General features: G+C 66.2%; 13 protein-coding genes. 10 read left to right on the top strand and 3 right to left on the bottom strand.

Annotated features, from left to right (window positions below):
- Window positions 1-75 precede the first annotated feature (75 nt).
- Window positions 76-1,101 carry a LacI family DNA-binding transcriptional regulator gene (locus C8C99_RS03450; protein WP_108624964.1) on the top strand — a complete coding sequence of 342 codons (1,026 nt, stop codon included), beginning with the start codon at window positions 76-78 and terminating at the stop codon, window positions 1,099-1,101.
- A gap of 87 nt (window positions 1,102-1,188) precedes the next feature.
- Here the strand turns inward: C8C99_RS03450 and C8C99_RS03445 are convergent, their stop codons facing one another.
- Complete coding sequence (locus tag C8C99_RS03445; RefSeq protein WP_056640755.1) at window positions 1,189-2,838, bottom strand: methyl-accepting chemotaxis protein; 1,650 nt, start codon at window positions 2,836-2,838, stop codon at window positions 1,189-1,191.
- A 574-nt stretch (window positions 2,839-3,412) separates the two neighbouring features.
- Between C8C99_RS03445 and C8C99_RS03440 the strand changes: the two genes are divergently transcribed.
- A complete protein-coding gene (locus C8C99_RS03440; RefSeq protein ID WP_056640758.1) occupies window positions 3,413-4,627 on the top strand; it encodes a nitrate/nitrite transporter in 1,215 nt (404 codons plus the stop codon).
- 230 nt (window positions 4,628-4,857) lie between these two features.
- Here the strand turns inward: C8C99_RS03440 and C8C99_RS03435 are convergent, their stop codons facing one another.
- Window positions 4,858-6,615: a bifunctional protein-serine/threonine kinase/phosphatase gene (locus C8C99_RS03435; protein ID WP_056640760.1), complete on the bottom strand. Its 1,758-nt coding sequence runs from the start codon at window positions 6,613-6,615 to the stop codon at window positions 4,858-4,860.
- A gap of 287 nt (window positions 6,616-6,902) precedes the next feature.
- On the opposite strand from C8C99_RS03435, the gene nirB reads away from it, so the two are divergent.
- From nirB to C8C99_RS03400, 7 genes are all read left to right on the top strand, one after another.
- Window positions 6,903-9,350: a nitrite reductase large subunit NirB gene (gene nirB / locus C8C99_RS03430; RefSeq protein ID WP_056640764.1), complete on the top strand. Its 2,448-nt coding sequence runs from the start codon at window positions 6,903-6,905 to the stop codon at window positions 9,348-9,350.
- Window positions 9,351-9,370: 20 nt separating this feature from the next.
- Window positions 9,371-10,183 carry a type IV pili methyl-accepting chemotaxis transducer N-terminal domain-containing protein gene (locus C8C99_RS03425; RefSeq protein ID WP_108624963.1) on the top strand — a complete coding sequence of 271 codons (813 nt, stop codon included), beginning with the start codon at window positions 9,371-9,373 and terminating at the stop codon, window positions 10,181-10,183.
- A 67-nt stretch (window positions 10,184-10,250) separates the two neighbouring features.
- Entirely contained in the window at window positions 10,251-10,652 is a 402-nt protein-coding gene (gene nirD, locus C8C99_RS03420; RefSeq protein ID WP_108624962.1) for a nitrite reductase small subunit NirD, read from the top strand.
- Between the two features lie 126 nt (window positions 10,653-10,778).
- Window positions 10,779-13,640 carry a nitrate reductase gene (locus C8C99_RS03415; protein ID WP_108624961.1) on the top strand — a complete coding sequence of 954 codons (2,862 nt, stop codon included), beginning with the start codon at window positions 10,779-10,781 and terminating at the stop codon, window positions 13,638-13,640.
- A 166-nt stretch (window positions 13,641-13,806) separates the two neighbouring features.
- Complete coding sequence (gene ybiB, locus C8C99_RS03410) at window positions 13,807-14,742, top strand: DNA-binding protein YbiB (RefSeq protein ID WP_108624960.1); 936 nt, start codon at window positions 13,807-13,809, stop codon at window positions 14,740-14,742.
- Window positions 14,739-15,572, top strand: a complete 834-nt coding sequence (cobA, locus tag C8C99_RS03405; RefSeq protein ID WP_108624959.1) for a uroporphyrinogen-III C-methyltransferase — start codon at window positions 14,739-14,741, stop codon at window positions 15,570-15,572. The genes ybiB and cobA overlap by 4 nt, the downstream gene beginning before the upstream one ends.
- A 152-nt stretch (window positions 15,573-15,724) precedes the next feature.
- Window positions 15,725-16,432 (top strand): type IV pili methyl-accepting chemotaxis transducer N-terminal domain-containing protein, encoded by a 708-nt coding sequence (locus C8C99_RS03400; RefSeq protein WP_056640782.1) that lies wholly within the window; start codon window positions 15,725-15,727, stop codon window positions 16,430-16,432.
- Between the two features lie 53 nt (window positions 16,433-16,485).
- On the opposite strand, the gene C8C99_RS03395 is transcribed toward C8C99_RS03400, so the two are convergent.
- Window positions 16,486-16,974: an acyl-CoA thioesterase gene (locus C8C99_RS03395; RefSeq protein ID WP_108624958.1), complete on the bottom strand. Its 489-nt coding sequence runs from the start codon at window positions 16,972-16,974 to the stop codon at window positions 16,486-16,488.
- Window positions 16,975-17,092: 118 nt separating this feature from the next.
- Here C8C99_RS03395 and C8C99_RS03390 point away from each other — a divergent pair, with 118 nt between their 5' ends.
- Window positions 17,093-18,226: a sterol desaturase family protein gene (locus C8C99_RS03390; protein ID WP_108624957.1), complete on the top strand. Its 1,134-nt coding sequence runs from the start codon at window positions 17,093-17,095 to the stop codon at window positions 18,224-18,226.

Raw genomic sequence — 18,226 nt, 5'->3', positions numbered from 1 at the left:
TGCAGTTGCCTTGCCATTCAGTTTGGACAGCGCTATCCTAATCAAATCAACCCCAAGGCCCATGAGGGTTAACCCTTGAACAAACCCGAGACAAAACGCCGCTCCAGCGGCCGCATCACGCTGAGCGACGTGGCCAAGGCCGCCGAGGTCAGCCCCATCACCGCATCCCGCGCCTTGCGCGGCGAGCGTGGTGTGGCGCAAGAGCTGGTGCAGCGCGTGAAAGCTGCCGCAGAGCAATTGGGCTATGTGCCCGACCCCGCCGCTCGCGCACTGGCCTCGCAACGCAGCGTGCAGGTGCCGGTGCTGGTGCCCTTGCTATCCAACGCGCTGTTTGTGGACGTGCTGGAGGCCGTGCATCGCACCCTGTTTCCTCAGGGTTACCAAGCGCTGATCGGCGTCACGCACTACGACCCACAGGAGGAAGAGCAACTGCTGCGCACCTACCTCGCACACCGCCCTGCCGGCTTGCTGGTCACCGGTTTTGACCGCACCGAGGCTTCGCGCCACCTGATTGCCGCCAGCGGCGTGCCCTGCGTGCACCTGATGGAGATGACCTCGGCCCCCGGCGTGTTCTGCGTGGGCTTTTCGCAGCAGGATGCGGGCCACAGCATGACGGCCCACCTGCTGGCGCGGGGCTACCAAAAGATCGCTTTTGTTGCGGCCCAGCTGGACCCGCGCACCATGCAGCGCGCCGAAGGCTACCGCCGCTGCCTGCGCGAAGCAGGCCTGTACGACCCCAAGCTGGAGCTGCTGAGCCCGCAGCCCTCGTCGATGCGGCTGGGGAGCGAACTGCTGGAAGAGTTGCTGCGCACCCGCCCCGGTGTCGATGCCGTGTTCTTCTGCAACGACGACCTGGCCCAGGGCGGCCTGCTGGCGGCACAGCGCCTGGGCTTGTCGGTGCCCGGCCAGGTAGCGATTGCAGGCTTCAACGACCTGGCGGGCAGCGACCAGATGCTGCCGCCACTGACCACGGTGCGCACGCCCCGCGCAGCCGTGGGCGAGGCCAGCGCGCGCATGCTGCTGGCGCTGATGCGTGGTGAGGCGCCCGAGCACAACTCGGTGAATCTGGGGTTTGAGCTGACAGTGCGCGAGAGCACATAGCGCCTGCCTCGCCGCATCGCGCCCGGCCCCTGGCAAGACGCCGACCGAGTTCATGGGCCGCCCCCAATGCGGAGCGGCTTCGCAAACTCAGGCCGGCGCCAGCGCCCGGCTGCTGGACGAGGCCTTCATCTCCTTGCGCAGCGCCACCGCATCGCGCGAGTGGGCAGGTGCCGAGGCGTCGATGCGGAACACCTGCACGGTCTCGGTCATGGTCTGCGCCTGGCCGTTGAGCTGCATAGCCGATGCCGCGTTCTCTTCCACCAGCGCGGCGTTCTGTTGCGTGATGGTGTCCAGCTGCGCCACCGCCGAGTTGACCTGCGAGATGCCGCTGAGCTGCTCGTTCGAGGCACTGTGGATCTCGCCGATCAGCGTGTTCACACGGCGCACCAGCTCCAGCGACTCGGTCATGGTTTTCTGCGCAGCGTCGGTTTTTTCATGGCCCTCGGTTACCTTGGTGGCCGAGTCGTCGATGAGCTGACGGATCTCCTTGGCGGCCGAGAGCGTGCGGTGCGACAGGCTGCGCACCTCGGAGGCCACCACCGCAAAGCCCCGCCCCTGGTCCCCGGCCCGCGCAGCCTCCACCGCCGCATTCAGGGCCAGGATGTTGGTCTGGAAGGCGATGGAGTCGATGAGCTGCGTGATCTCGCTGATGCGGCCCGATGCGGCCTGGATCTGCTTCATGGTGCTGGCGACACCGTCCACGGCCGCGCTGCTGCGTTCGGTGACCTGGGTGGCCTGCGTGGCCAGCACCGCCGCCTGGCGCGCGGACTCGGCGGTCTGTTTGACGGTGCCGGTGATCTCCTCCATGGACGCAGCCGTCTGCTGCAGGTTGCTGGCCTGCGCCTCGGTGCGGGATGACAGGTCCTGGTTGCCCTGGGCAATCTCGCGGGTGGAGACCTGCATGTGCTCGCTCTCCTGACGGGCATCACGCACGATGGACAGCAGGTTCACGTTGAGCTGCGCCAGCGCCTTTTGCAACTGGCCCACGGTGTCGCTGCGCGATGCAGAGATCTTCTGGGTGAGGTCGCCCGCCGCCATGCGGTTGGCCCACAGCAGCATCTGCGACAACGGCGCCACCGTGACCTGGTGCAGGTACACCGCCATGCCCAGCGCCAGCACCACCACCCCCAGCCACGCAGCGCCCGAGGCCAGCGACACGGTATGCCCGCCCAGCAGGGCAGCGCACCACGAGGCCACCACCAGCACCAGGGTGCACGCCATCATCTTGCCCAGCGGGCCCAGCGACAGCGCCCGGGCCACGCGGCCCCACAAGGTGTCTTTGACCAGTTGCCCGGCCGACAGCCTGTGCACCAGCGTGCCCGACTGCTTCTCGGCCTGCATCTGCTGGTACAGCGCCTCGGCCGCCTGGATCTGTTCGCGCGTGGCTTCGGTGCGCACCGACATGTAACCCGTGGGCTGGTCGCCCTGCATGAGCGGGGTGACATTGGCCATCACCCAGTAGAACGTGCCGTCCTTGCGCCGGTTCTTGACCGGGGCCGACCAGGGAACACCTCTGGCAATGGTTTCCCACATGTCGCGGTAAGCCTCCTCGGGCATGTCGGGGTGCCTCACGATGTTGTGGGGCTGGCCCAGCAGCTCTTCCTTTTCGTACCCGCTGACCTCGATGAACATCGGGTTGCAGTAGAGGATGCGGCCCTTGAGATCGGTGGTGGAGACCAGGGTCTGGCCCTTGGGGAACGCATATTCATGCTGACTGACTGGAAGATTCATTCTCATCGGAAAACTCCTAGAAAAAGTCCTACCCCTGCACCGCCGCTGGTCCCGCGTGAGAACCATCTTAAGGACGCAACCGTGACAAAAGCAAACGTTAATTGCGTAATTTCACGAGACCTGGGGGAAAAAACAATTCCGCACAATTGATAAATTTTCATCAATTTTACATCATTAATATCATTTATGCAGAATATCTCATTGCGCAATGCTGGGTAAAAGGCGTGCTTGGCTTTGGCAATGCCCTGTGCAGTGCCACGCACCAACACAAGGCAAAAAGGCAAGGGCGCAACCGCCTAGCGTTGCGGCATCAGCGCATGCAAGGTATGCCGCCCTGGGGGGCTGGCGCACTCGGGCACCGGGTTGGTGCAATCCATCTGGCACAGGCATTGCAAGCACCTAGCACAGCGGCCTCTACAGGGCTGCGCATGCCCTGTGCAACGGCGCACACAAGGGCGGCAAGGACGAAGGCGTCCCCACCGGCTGTATCGGTTTACCGATTCCGCCTGGTGTGGTCGCCTTTTTTGTTTTATGGCCGACGAAGGCTGTGAACACCGCTACCTTTATTTGTGCAAATCCCATGCTTTCATTCCGCCAGTTCCTCCAATCCGGCCACGCACCCACGCTGTGGGCGTCGTTTCTGTACTTCGGCTTTTCGTGCGCGGTGTGGGTCATCAACGGTGCGATGGCGCCGTTCATCCGCGAGAGCTTCCAGCTCTCCCCCACCCAGATGGGCATGATGCTGTCCATCCCCATCTTTGCGGGGGCGCTGATGCGGTTTCCGTTGGGCATCCTGGCGCAGTACATCGGCCGCAAGCGCGCCACCCTGGTCGAGATGGCGGGCATCTTTCTGGCCATGGGCTATGGCTACCTGTTCGTGCACACCTTCAACGACCTGCTGGCGCTGGGCATCCTGCTGGGCGTGGCGGGTGCGAGCTTTGGCGTGGCACTGTCGCTGGGCTCGGGCTCGTTTCCGCCTCGCTACAAGGGCCTTGCCATGGGCATCGTGGGCGCGGGCAATGTGGGCACCGCCGTGGCCGCGCTGCTGGCACCTGCACTGGCCCAGAAATTTGGCTGGCAGGCGGTCTACGGCTTTGCGGCCGTCGGCGTGGCCGTGCCCGCCGTGGTGATGGCAGTCTTTGCCAAAGAGCCACCCGACCTGGCGCCCCATGCCACGTTCCGGGAGCACATTGCCTGCCTGTTTGAAAAGGACGGCTGGGCATTCAGCCTGATCTACGCCGTGACGTTTGGCGGCTTCATCGGCCTCACGGCCTTCTTGCCCAGCTACTTCTACGACCAGTTTGGCGTGAGCAAGGTGCAGGCGGGGCAACTGACCATGCTGGCGGCCTTTCTGGGGGCGGCGCTGCGGGTGATGGGTGGCTGGCTGTCGGACCATTGGGGTGGCGTCAACACGCTCACGGGCGTACTGGCCGTCACTGCCGTGAGCATGGTGCTGTGCGGCCTGGCCGAAAACTCCTTGCCGGTGACGATGCTGCTGTTCCTGGTGTGTTTTGCGGCACTGGGCGCGGGCAACGGCGCGCTGTTCCAGCTGGTGCCGCTGCGCTGGCCGCTGTCCACGGCCGTAGCGGGCTCGATGATTGGCGAGATCGGCGCACTGGGCGGTGGCCTCATCCCCAACGGCATGGGCTTCTCGCGCCAGTACACCGGCACCTACCTGTGGGGCTTTGTGGGCATCGCGGTGTGCGCCGCTGCCATGCTGGTGCTGCTGCGGGTGATGCAGATCCGCTGGACCCGCACGTGGGCGGAGAAGGGTGGACGTGCGCGCAGCGCATGACCGGCGTAGCCGGTGAGCGCGCAAGCGCTCGCCACCTTTCCAGCGAAGGCTCACGTTGCGAAGCAAAGTGAAACGAAGTGGGCCGAAGCTAAAAGGGTGGACGCGCACGCAGCGTGAGCGGCGCATGGCCAGTCAACGCACTGCGCCACGGCACATTTCAAGTCCAATCACTGTCCAGTGCTTTTGCCATCTGCACAGATAGCTATATTTTCAATAGCAAATCAACCGCCTCACCTCGGCAAAAACAGCAGCCAGTACACCAGCAACAGGTTCACCAGCACGCTCACCGCCAACGCGATCTTCCACAGCGCCGTGGCATCGCGCTGCATCAGGGGCTGTGGGCCAGGGGCGGACAAAGGGCGTGACGCACCCCGCTCCAGCGCCAGCAGCAGCTCCTCCGCTGTTTCAAAGCGCTGCGACCGCTGGCGGGCCACGGCCTTCAGTGCGATGTGGTCGAGCCAGATGGGCACGCCCGGGTGGTGGCGGCTGGGGGCCACCGGGTCGCGGTGGTAGCGGCCCAGCTGGTAGGGCACCACCTCGCCATAGGGCAGGCGGCCGTGCGTCAACAGCTGGTACAGCGTGACGCCCAGCGCATACAGGTCACTGCCCGCATCGGGCAACTGGCCGGCCGGGTCTCCGTTCTTTTCGTAGCCCGGCCACTGCTCGGGGTTCATGTAGCTGGGGGTGCCCGCGTGCAGGCGGCGCGTGGCCTCGGGCTCGCGGCCCGACAGGGCCACGCCCAGGTCCAGCACCCGCAGCACGCCGTCGTCGCCCAAGTGCAGGTTGTCGGGTTTGATGTCGCGGTGCACCACGCCTTGCCGGTGCAGCCAGCCCAGCACCTGCGCCGCCTGCATCACCACCGACACGACCTGCGGCACGCCCAGGTGCTGGCGTCCGCGCAGGCGCTGGCCCAGGGTCTGGCCCGCATGCCATTCGTACAGCAGATAAAACGCGCTGGCTCCGGGGGCTGTGCCGCCCTGCTCCGGGGGCCAGGTGGTAAGGCGCGCCAGGTGCACGGCCGCGTGGCCGGACTGCATGCGCCGGGCCACCCAGGCCTCATGCGCCAGGGTGGCGCGCTCTTGTGCGTCGTGCGCGCGAGCGGGCACCAGGGTCTTGAGCGCATACAACCGCTGGGTGGCCGGGTCGCGCACCTGGTAGATGCGGTGGATGCCGCTGTCGGCCACCAGCGCCGTCACCACCAAGCCATCCACCGGCTCACCCACCTTGAGCAGCGGCAGCACCGGCAGCTGCTGAGCCCGGCGCGACTCGTCCTGCAAGGTGGCCTCCAGCGCCCCCTGCACCCGCACCACCAGTGCGGTCACGTTGTCGGTGCTGCCCCGGCGCAGGGCTGCCCGCGTGATCTCCTCGCTCAGGGCCTGGGCACTCGCGTCCGCCTGCAGAAGCTGGCGCAGCTCGCGCTCGGGCAGGCTGCCGTGCACGCCGTCGGACAGCAGCACCAGCAGGTCGCCGCTGTGCAGTTCGCCCTGGCTGTAGTCCACCACCACATGGTCGTCCAGCCCCATGGCGCGGGTGAGCTGGTGCGCAAAGTCGCGCTGCGCCATCACATGGTCGGTGGTCAGCAGTTGCAGCCGGCCGCCCCGCAGCAGATAGGCGCGCGTGTCGCCCACATGGGCCAGCGTGTACGACTGGCCGCGCAGCACGATAGCGGTGAGCGTGGTCAGGCCCACGGCAGGCTGGCGGCGCCGGTTCATCGACGCGAGCCAGCCGTTGTGCGCGCTCAGGATGCGATCCAGAGCCACCGTGGTGTCCCAGGTGTCGGGCGTGGCGAAGTAGTCGTTCACCAGCGTGTTCACCGTGGTCTGGGCGGCTTCGCGCCCCTTGCCGCCGCTGCTCACGCCATCGGCAATGGCGGCAATGGCGCCACGCTCTCGGTCGCGCCCCTGCCCCAGCACCAGGGCTGCAAAGTCCTCGTTGACTTCGTTGCGCCCGGCCTGCGAGGTGTGGCCGATGTCCAGTTCAAAACTCATGCACCAGCCCCATGCAGATTCTGTGCCCAAGGTGGTGCATGCAGGCGCCGCCGCACGCAGAGCACGTGATGTCACCCCAGATCAGTGCACAAACCCTGGCACGGGCATTGCTTAACCAGAGCAACGGCCCAGCAGGGCCACGCAATTCAGCGGTGCAACGGCGCACCAAGGGGTTGTATGGACGAAGGCGTCCCCACATGCGGTTTCGATGGAACGTCGGAGCTGCATCGTGTGGACGCCTTTTTTGTTTTCTGCATCGCCCAGGCGATGGAACCGACGGAGTCACGATGAAAAAGCTCAAACTGGTGATGGTGGGGAACGGCATGGCCGGTGTGCGCACGCTGGAAGAGCTGCTCAAGATTGCCCCCGATCTGTATGACATCACGGTCTTCGGGGCCGAGCCGCACCCCAACTACAACCGCATTCTGCTGTCGCCCGTGCTGGCTGGCGAGCAGACCATCGACGAGATCATCCTCAACGACTGGCAGTGGTACGCCGACAACCACATCACGCTGCACACCGGCTTCACCGTGACCGACGTGGACCGCGTGCGCCGCGTGGTCACCGCCACCAGCAAGGACGGCGACGTGATCACCGCCGAGTACGACCGCCTCATCATGGCCACGGGCTCCAACCCGTTCATCCTGCCCGTGCCCGGCAAGGACCTCCAAGGCGTGCTGGCCTATCGCGACATTGCCGACACCCAGGCCATGATCGACGCCGCCGCCACCTACAAGCACGCCGTCGTCATCGGCGGCGGCCTGCTGGGCCTGGAGGCTGCCAACGGCCTGATGAAACGCGGCATGACCGTGAGCGTGGTGCACGTGATGCCCTCGCTGATGGAGCGCCAGCTCGATGACGTGGCGGGCAAGATGCTGCAAAAGTCGCTGGAAGACCGTGGCATGCGCTTTCTGATGGGCGCACAGACCCAGGAGCTGGTGGGCAACGCCGAGGGCCGCGTAGCCAGCGTCAAGTTCAAGGACGGCACCGAGGTGCCCGCCGACCTGGTGGTGATGGCCGTGGGCATCCGCCCCAACACCGCGCTGGCAGAAAAGATGCGCCTGCACGTGAACCGCGGCATCGTGGTGAGCGACACGCTGCAAACCACCACCGACGCCCGCATCTACGCGGTGGGCGAGTGCGCCGCACACCGGGGCATTGCCTATGGTCTGGTGGCCCCGCTGTTCGAGCAGGGCAAGGTACTGGCCAACCACTTGGCCGAGTTCGGCATCGGCCGCTACCAGGGTTCGCTCACGTCCACCAAGCTCAAGGTCACGGGCATCGACCTGTTCTCGGCGGGCGACTTCCAGGGCGGCGAGAACACCGAAGAGATCGTGATGAGCGACCCCTTTGGCGGCGTGTACAAGAAACTGGTGCTCAAGGACGACAAGCTGGTGGGCGCGTGCCTGTATGGCGACACGGTGGACGGCAGCTGGTACTTCAAGCTGCTGCGCGACGGCCGCAGCGTGACCGACATCCGCGACAAGCTGATGTTTGGCGAGAGCAACATCGGCGACGTGGGCCACCAGGGCCAGAGCAAGGCATCGGCCATGGCCGATACCGACGAGGTCTGTGGCTGTAACGGCGTGACCAAGGGCGCCATCTGCAAGGCCATCAAGGACAAGGGCCTGTTCACGCTGGACGAAGTGCGCAAGCACACCAAGGCCAGCGCATCGTGCGGCTCGTGCACGGGCCTGGTGGAGCAGATCATCATGTTCACCGCGGGCGGCGACTACAGCGCCACGCCCAAGACCAAGGCGATCTGCGGCTGTACCGACCACGGCCACCAGGCCGTGCGCGAAGCCATCCGCGCCAACAAGCTGCTGTCCATTGCCGATGTCTTTCACTTCATGGAGTGGAAGACACCCAACGGCTGCGCCACCTGCCGCCCCGCCGTCAACTACTACCTCATCAGCACCTGGCCCAAGGACGCCAAGGACGACCCGCAAAGCCGTGCCATCAACGAGCGCAGCCACGCCAACATCCAGAAGGATGGCACCTACAGCGTGATCCCCCGCATGTGGGGCGGCGAGACCACGGCCGACGAGCTGCGCCGCATTGCCGATGCGGTGGACAAGTACAACATCCCCACCGTGAAGGTCACAGGCGGCCAGCGCATTGACCTCTTGGGCGTGAAAAAGGAAGACCTGCAGGCCGTGTGGAAGGACATCGGCATGCCCAGCGGCCATGCCTACGCCAAGGCGCTGCGCACCGTGAAGACCTGCGTGGGCAGCGAGTGGTGCCGCATGGGTACGCAGGACAGCACGCAGATGGGCAAGGACCTGGAGCGCGCCATGTGGCGCATGTACGCCCCGCACAAGGTCAAGTTTGCCGTCAGCGGCTGCCCACGCAACTGCGCCGAGGCTGGCATCAAGGACGTGGGCATCATCGGCGTGGACAGCGGCTGGGAGATGTACGTGGCCGGCAACGGCGGCATCAAGACCGAGGTGGCGCACTTCTTCACCAAGCTCAAGACCGCCGAAGAAGTGCTGGAGTACACCGGTGCGTTCTGCGAGCTGTACCGCCAGGAGGGCTGGTACCTGGAGCGCACCGTGCACTACGTGAGCCGCGTGGGCCTGGACTATGTGAAGAAGCGCATCCTCGAAGACCACGAAGGCCGCAAGGCGCTGTGGGAGCAGCTGCAGTTTGCGCTGGACGGCGAGCCCGACCCCTGGTTCGAGTTCGACAAGGCCGCCGTGGACACGCGCCAGTTTGCCCCGCTGACTGCCGCCTGAAGCGCCCGGAGCCGCACACCATGCAACGCCGCACCTTGCTGACCGCCGCCGGCTACACCACGGCCTGGAGCACCCTGGGCATCATGTCGCTGGGCACCGCCCAAGCCCAGGTCACGGACCTGAACGATGCCATCAACAAGGCAGGCCGCCAGCGCATGCTGAGCCAGCGCATGGGCAAGGCCTGGCTGGCGCTGGCCCACAAGTCCGACACGCCCGCAGCGCGCGCCGTGCTGGACCAGTCGCTGGCGCTGTTCGAGCGCCAGCTGGGCGAACTCAAGGCCTACGCGCCCTCGCCCACCATCCGCGACACCTACACCAAGCTGGAATCGGCGTGGGCCGACCACAAGGCCACACTGCTGGGCACCACCCCGTCGCGCGACGGTGCTGCCGCCTTGCTGCAGGCCGACGCCAAGGTGCTGGCCCTGGCCCACCAGGGCACGGTGCAGTACGAAGCCGCCTCGGGCAAGCCCGTGGGCAAGCTGGTCAACGTGGCGGGCCGCCAGCGCATGCTGAGCCAGCGCATGGCCAAGTTCTGCCTGTCGGCCATGCTGGGGGTGGACACCTCCACCGCCACCACCGAAATCGCCAAGGCACGCGACGAGTTCATCAGCGCCACCGAGCTGCTGCGCAACGCCCCGCAGGCCAACGACCGCATCCGCCAGGAGCTGCTGCTGGCAGACGGCCAGTGGGTGTTCTTCGACGCCGCCCTGCAGCGCCTGGGCACCGGCAGCAACACCTTTCGGCAGGTGTCTGAAGTGTTTGTGAGCAGCGAAAACCTGCTGGCCAGCATGGACCGCGTGACAGGCCTGTATGCCGCCCCGGGCAGCAGCTGAGCGCCTGCCTTGCGACGGCCCTGCCCGCACACCAATACCCCACTCCACAAAACCAAGGACCATCCCCATGACCACCACCCCCCGCACCCCTGAATGGAAGCTCATCTGCCGGGTGGACGACATCCCCGTGCTGGGCTCACGCCGCGTGGCGCGTGCCCAGGGCCTGGACGTGGCCATCTTCCGCAACGACGCTGGTGGCGTGTTTGCGCTGCTGGACCGCTGCCCGCACAAGGGTGGCCCGCTGAGCCAGGGCATCGTGTTTGGCACGCATGTGGCGTGCCCTTTGCACAACTGGACGATCGGCCTGTGCGACGGCCAGGCCTCGGCGCCCGACGAAGGCTGCACACCGAAGTTCGCCGTGAAGGTGGAAGACGGCGCGGTGTACCTGGACGCGGGCGAGCTGGCGACGGTGGCCACCGATTTGACGCGACCCATCGCAGGACCTGCGCGCAGGGCGGTGGGTGTGTGAACGGTAGAGAGTGTTGCGCCCTGGCGCCGCATGTCTAGCTGGCGAGGACACGACAACACTATCAAAACAATAGCTGACAGCGCAATCTGTACTAGCGCCTGAAGCCAGAACAACCCCAACCACGCCATGCAAGAAACAAAATCCACCTGCCCCTACTGCGGCGTAGGCTGCGGCGTGATCATCGAAAGCACAGGCGCCCAAATCACCGGCGTGCGCGGCGACCCCACCCACCCCGCCAACTTTGGCCGCCTGTGCACCAAGGGCTCGACCCTGCACCTCACCGCCACCAGCCCCGTCACCCTGCAAACGCGGCTGCTACACCCGCTGCAACGCGCACAGCGCAACGAAGCCGCCCTGCCCGTGACCTGGGACGCCGCACTGACGCTGGCCGCAGACAAGTTCGCCCACACCATCGCCCAGCACGGCCCCGACGCCGTGGGCTTTTACGTCAGCGGCCAGTTGCTCACCGAGGACTATTACGTCTTCAACAAACTCGCCAAGGGCCTGATCGGCACCAACAACATCGACACCAACTCGCGCCTGTGCATGAGCAGCGCCGTGGCGGGCTACAAGCAGACCCTGGGCGCTGACGCGCCACCCGCCTGCTACGACGACGTGAAACACGCGCAGTGCCTGTTCATCGTGGGCAGCAATGCGGCCTGGGCGCACCCCATCCTGTTCCGCCGCATCGAAGACGCACGCGCCGCCAACCCCGGCATGAAGGTCATCGTGGCCGACCCGCGCCGCACCGACACGGCCGGCATGGCCGATCTGTTCTTGCCCATCCAGCCGGGCAGCGACGTAATGCTGTTCAACGGCATGCTGCACATCATGCTGTGGGAAGGCTGGATCGACGCCAACTACATCGGCGCCCACACCACGGGCTTTGACGAGCTCAAGGCCCTGGTGCGCGACTGCACGCCCGAGCGCGTGGCGCAGACCTGCGGCATCAGCGTGGCCGACCTGACCACTGCCGCAAGGTGGTTTGCTGGCCTTGACGGCCAGGGGTTCGCCACCCGCAAACCCACCCTGAGCCTGTATTGCCAGGGCCTGAACCAGAGCAGCAGCGGCACGGCCAAGAATGCCGCGCTCATCAACCTGCATCTGGCCACAGGCCAGATGGGCAAGCCCGGCGCGGGCCCCTTCAGCCTGACGGGCCAGCCCAACGCCATGGGCGGGCGCGAAGTGGGCGGCCTGGCCAATTTGCTCAGCGCCCACCGCGACCTGGCCAACCCGCAGCACCGCGCCGAAGTCGCCGCGCTGTGGGGCGTGGCCGATGTGCCCAGCCGACCCGGCAAGACGGCGGTGGAGATGTTCCAGGCCGCCGCCGACGGCGAGATCAAGGCCCTGTGGATCGCCTGCACCAACCCCGCGCAGAGCATGCCCGACCAAGCCACGGTGCGCCGCGCGCTGCAACGCGCCGAGTTTGTGGTGGTGCAGGAGGCGTTTTCCACCGCCGCCACCTGCGCCTATGCCGACCTGCTGCTGCCCGCCACCACCTGGGGCGAGAAGACCGGCACCGTGACCAACAGCGAGCGCCGCATTTCGCGCGTGCGCACGGCTGTGCCCGCACCCGGCCTGGCGCGGCACGACTGGGCCATTGCGGTGCAGTTTGCGCACCAACTGGAGGCACGCCTGCGGCCCGGCATGCCGACGCTGTTCCCTTACGCCACCGACGCTGCCGATGCAGGCGCAGAGGCCGTGTGGAACGAGCACCGCGAAAGCACGCGCGGACGCGACCTCGACATCACCGGACTGTCGTGGGAAACGCTCGAATCCGCAGGCCCCCAACAGTGGCCGCTGCCAGAGGGCGCCACCACCGGCAAGGCGCGCCTGTACGAAGATGGCATCTTCCCCACCGCCGATGGCCGCGCGCGTTTTGCTGCGCATGCGTGGCAGCCCACCGCCGAGCCCCGCGAATCGCGCTACCCCTTCAGCCTGACCACCGGCCGCCTGCGCGACCAATGGCATGGCATGACGCGCACCGGCATGCTGGGCCGCCTGTTCGGCCATGTGGCCGAGCCCAGCCTGCAGATGCACCCGCAGGACATGGAGCGGCGCAAGCTGGCCAGCGGCGACCTCGTGCACGTGACCAGCAAGCGCGGCTCCATCGTGGTGCCCGTGCAGGCCGACACCACGCTGGGCCTGTCGCAGGTGTTCATGGCCATGCACTGGGGCAGCGAATTCCTCAGCGGGCTTTCGTCCACGGGCGAGCGGCTGGCGGGCGTGAATGCGCTCACTACTTCGGCCTTCTGCCCCAGCTCCAAACAGCCCGAGCTGAAACACGCGGCCGTCAAGGTGCTCAAGGCCGAGCTGCCCTGGACGCTGCTGGCCATGGCCTGGATGCCTGCCGAGGGTGCGCTGGCGGCGCGCGAAGCCTTGTCTGCACTGATGTCGCAGTTTCCGTTTGCCAGCTGCGTGCCCTTCAGCAACAACACACCGCTGGACGAGCCAGGGCGCGAACGCACCGGCGTGCTGCTGCGTGCCGCCGCCCACGAAGCGCCGCCCGACGCGCTGATCACGCAGATCGAAGCCCTGCTGGGCATGGTGGGTGCCGACACGCTGCGGTATGCCGACAAAAAGCGCGGCCAGCGCCGCGCCGCGCGGCTGGCGCGCAAGGGCGACAACACCACGCTCGAAGGCATCGTGCTGGCGGGCGACACCAGCGCCGAAGGCTGGCTCAAGACCCTGCTGCAGGAAGAGCTGCCCGCACAGACCTACGGCCGCCTGCTGCTGGTGCCCGGTGCCAAGGCCCCCGTGGCCGTGCAGTCGCGCGGCAAGCCGGTGTGCACCTGCTTCAACGTGACGGACGCCGCCATCACGGCCGAGCTGGCGAAGTGCCACGGCACCGATGACGACCGCCTGGCACAGCTGCAAGGCCAACTGCGCTGCGGCACCAACTGCGGCTCGTGTGTGCCCGAACTCAAGCGCATGGTGCGCAGCACAGGGCCGCTGGCATCCAAGCCGCTGGCCCAGGCCGCCATATAACCAAAAGTTCTCTGAGCTAAAGGAAAATGGCGGGAATATCCAAAAACGCATCAGGATGGGTGCAACAGGGCTCCAGCTAGGCATCTCGGCGCAGACAGTACTTGCGTACGGCAAGCCGAGATAACGACGCTGGAGCCCTGTTTCACCCATCCCGCCAACAAAGACCATGGGCATTAGCCAGTACATCAAAGAAATTGGCCGCGGCGCGCGCGGCGCCAAGCCGCTGTCGCGCGAGCAGGCTGCAGACCTGTTCGGCCAGGTGCTGGACGGCGCCGTGACCGATCTGGAGATTGGCGCCTTCTGCCTGGCCATGCGCATCAAGGGCGAGACCCCGGAGGAGATGTGCGGCTTTCTGGATGCCACGCACCAGCGCCTGGCGCTGCTGCCCGCCACCGACCGCCCGCTCATCGTGCTGCCCAGCTACAACGGCGCGCGCAAGCTGCCGGTGCTGACCCCGCTGCTGGCGCTGCTGCTGGCGCGCGAGGGCCTGCCGGTGCTGCTGCACGGCATGCGCACCGAGGCACGGCGCGTTTTGGCATCGGATGTGCTTGATGCGCTAGAAGTACCTGCCCTAACAGCTACTGAAAAGATAGCAAATGGCACGGTGCGCAACATCCACACCCAGCACCTGCACGCGGGGCTGGCGCGCCTGCTGGCCGTGCGCGAGGTGGTGGGCCTGCGCAACCCGGGGCACAGCGTGGTCAAGCTGATGAACCCGTGTGCCGGGTCGTCCGTGGTGGTCACGGCGTACACGCACCCCGAGTATTTCGAAATGCTGCAGACCACCTTCCACACCCTGGGCATGAACGCATTGCTCTCCCGCGGGCTGGAGGGCGAGGTCGCCACCGACCCGCGCCGCACGCCGCGCTACGACGGCTTTGTGCGCGGCGTGCACGCGGTGCTGGAGGCGCAACAGCCAGGCACCGCCAGCGAGGTGCCCGGCCTGCCCGCCGAGATCGATGTGGCCACCACGGCCGCCTACACGCGCCAGGTATTGGCCGGCGAATTGCCGACTCCCGCCGCGATTGCGCGCCAGGTGGAACATATCTTGCACATCGCTGATCGCACTGCAGATCACACCGTTTCGGAGACATCCCCATGAGCCGCCCCACGCCGTCCACCACCCTGTCCGCCACCGAACCCCACCGGGGGAACAGCGGCAGTTGCACATTGGTGGGCGCGGGTCCGGGCGACCCGGAGCTGCTCACCCTCAAGGCACTCAAGGCCATCCAGGCCGCCACAGTGCTGCTGGTGGATGACCTGGTGAGCGACGCCATCGTGGCGCACGCATCGCCCACGGCGCGCATCGTCTATGTCGGTAAGCGCGGTGGCTGCAAGAGCACACCCCAGGCCTTCATCGAAAAGCTGATGCTGATGGCCGTGAACGAGGGTGAGAACGTGGTGCGCCTCAAAGGTGGCGACCCGTTCATCTTTGGCCGGGGCGGCGAAGAGGTGGAGCACCTGCGTGCCGCCGGCGTGCAGGTCACCGTCATCAACGGCATCACTGCGGGCCTTGCAGGCCTGACCTCGCTGGGCGCACCGCTCACGCACCGCGAGCATGCCCACGGCGTGGTGTTTGTCACCGGCCACGCCAAGCCCGGCGACGCGGGCACCGACTGGCGCCAGCTGGCCAACACCGCGCGCGAGGCCAAGCTCACGCTGGTGATCTACATGGGCGTGAGCGGCGCCGCCACCATCGAACAGGAGCTGCTCACCGGCCTGCCCGCCAGCACGCCCGTGGCCATCATCCAGCACGCCAGCCTGCCCCACCAGCGGCATGCCGTCACCACACTGGGCGAACTGCACGCCACCATCGAGCGAGAAGGGCTGGCCAGCCCCTCGGTGATTGTGGTGGGCGATGTGGTGCGGGGTGTGGCCCTGGCCTCACAAGACACCGCAGCACAGCCCTTGTTGGCGCGCCGCGCCGGCTGAACCTTCCGCACGCCGCAACGGCGCACCGCGTGACGCGCGGTGTGGGGCCGCGCCTTGCTCCAAACCCCATCGCGCCCGTCGTTTTCAGCACCCACATTGGCCCAGGTATTGCTTGAAGACTGGCATCTGAATGCAACCGCACAAGGAACACCATGGCAGCCTTCCCCCTCTCCGCACGCACCTCCAGCATGCCCACGCTGCCCCCTTCGTCTGCACCGGTCGCCTCCCGCGACAGCGGCATGTCTCTGGTCAACCTCGCTGCGCGCCAGCGCATGCTGTCGCAACGCATGGTGCTGCAGACCGTGCTGGCCGCACGCGGCAGCGATCTGCATTTGAAGGCCGCGCGCGGCACCCTGGCGCTGTTCGCCGACAGCCAGGCCCGCCTGGTCGAAACACCGCAGCATCTGGACACGGCCAGTGCCGAAGTCATCCGCAAGGTGTACCAGGGCCCCTCGGGCGTGCGCGCCACCATCGATCACTTTGCGCACCAGGTGGAGACGGCCCTTGACCTGACCGAGCGCCAGAGCCCCCGCGTTGAAGACGCCCTGGCCCGGCTGGTGGAATCCACCGACGGCGTGCTGGAGGCCCTCAACACCGCCACCACCGCGTTCGATCAGGTCAGCAAAACCAAGTCCGAAACGCTGATGAAAGAACTCGCAGGCATTGTGGAGTCCATCCAGACCGTGGCACGCGAGGCCAAGGTGGTCAGCTTCAATGCCCAGGTGATGGCCGCGCGTGCGGGCCAACACGGGCGCGAATTTGCGGTGGTGGCGAATGTGCTCTCAGGCATCACCAACGAGATCGATGGCCTGTCGCTCCAGGCCGTGTCACTGGCCGGGCGCAGCCGGAGCGCGGCCTGAAGGATCAGGCAAACCCCAGGCGAGATGCCCTGGGCCTCGGGTTGCCAGGCGGGCTATTGCCCGGCGGTTTCGCGCACCTGCTGAAACCGCTGCGCCAGCTCCTTGCGCAGCGTCTTGCGGATCAGCGCAGCGTCCCAGCGGCGGCGCTCGTCGGGGGTAGAGGGTGTCAACGGAGGGACCTGCACGGGCTTGCGTGCCTCGTCCACTGCCACCATCGTGAAGAAGCAGCTGTTGACATGCCGCACCACCTGCGAACGGATCTCCTCAGCCACCACCTTGATGCCGACTTCCATCGACGAACTGCCCGCGTAGTTCACGCTGGCCAGAAAGGTCACCAGCTCGCCCACATGGATGGGCTGCAAAAACATCACCTGGTCCACGCTGAGCGTCACGGTGTAGCAGCCCGAATAGCGGCTGGCGCACGAGTACGCCACTTGGTCCAGCAGCTTGAGGATGGCGCCGCCGTGCACGTTGCCCGAAAAGTTGGCCATGTCGGGCGACATGAGCACGGTCATGCTCAGTTGGTGTGAAGGGATGTTCATGCAGCGATTTTAGAAAGCCATGTGCGCTGCGTCGCGTGCAAGTTGAGCCCCTGGCACTGCGGGTGGCAGCTTCGCTACACTCGCGCAGCGCCTACTGACCGGGTGCGAGGAGGAACCGATGATCGAACTAGAAAAACTCAACGAATTCACCGAAAGCCACGGCGCATTGCGCACCGGCAAGGGACTGGTGTCGGGCGTGATTGCGCTCACGCTGGCCATCCTGTGCCTGCTGGGCGTGCTGGCCTTCCACTTCCCCGAGTACCTGACCACGCCCCAGCTGCGCAAGAGCTACGACGTGACGGTCATCCGCAACATCATGCTGGTGGCCATGGCGATTGCGGGGGGCATCTCGCTGGTCAACATTCTGTTCAACCGCGCACGCTGGCTGGCTACCTTTGCGTTTGCCATCGTGGTGATTGCCGCGCTGCTGGGCGGACACAAGGTGGAAGTGGACCCCAACTTCCCCGACAACACGCCCTACATTGGCCTGGACTGGTTCATCCTCGACCTGCTGGGCAGCTCGCTGATCTTCATCTTCATCGAGAAGCTGTTTGCGCTGCGCAAGGACCAGCCCATCTTCCGCGCCGAGTGGCAGACGGACTTTCACCACTTCATCGTCAACCACATGGTGGTGGGCTTTGTGCTGCTGGCCACCAACCTCATCGTGCACAAGTTCTTTGGCTGGGCGGCGAGCGACGGCATTCGCGGCTGGGTGCAGGGCCTGAACTTCTGGGTGGCGTTGTTCCTCATCATTCTGGTGGCCGATCTGGTGCAGTACTGGACACACCGGGCCTACCACGAGGTGCCGCTGCTGTGGCGCTTGCACGCGGTGCACCACAGCGTCAAAAGCATGGACTGGATGGCCGGCTCGCGCCAGCACATCCTGGAGCTGCTGATCACCCGCACACTGGTGCTGGCCCCCATCTATGTCTTCGGCTTCAGCAAGGAAGTGATCGATGCATACATCGTGGTGGTGGGCTTCCAGGCCGTGTTCAACCATGCCAACGTGAGCGTGCGCCTGGGGCCGCTGCGCTACGTGCTGGTCACGCCCAACTTCCACCACTGGCACCACAGCCAGGACCAGGAGGCGCTGGACAAGAACTACGCGGCGCACTTCGCGTTTCTGGACTACCTGTTTGGCACCGCCGTGAAAAGCACCAAGCTCTGGCCCGAGCACTACGGCGTGCTGGGCGACTACGTGCCCAACGGGTTTGTGAAGCAGTTCAAGTTTCCGTTCACCTGGAAGGGGTGA

Origin of the sequence: Acidovorax sp. 107 (genome assembly GCF_003058055.1) — a bacterium.
Taxonomy (GTDB): domain Bacteria; phylum Pseudomonadota; class Gammaproteobacteria; order Burkholderiales; family Burkholderiaceae_C; genus Acidovorax.
Note: the sequence above shows the minus strand (reverse complement) of the source record. Positions and strands in the feature narration are given on the sequence as shown.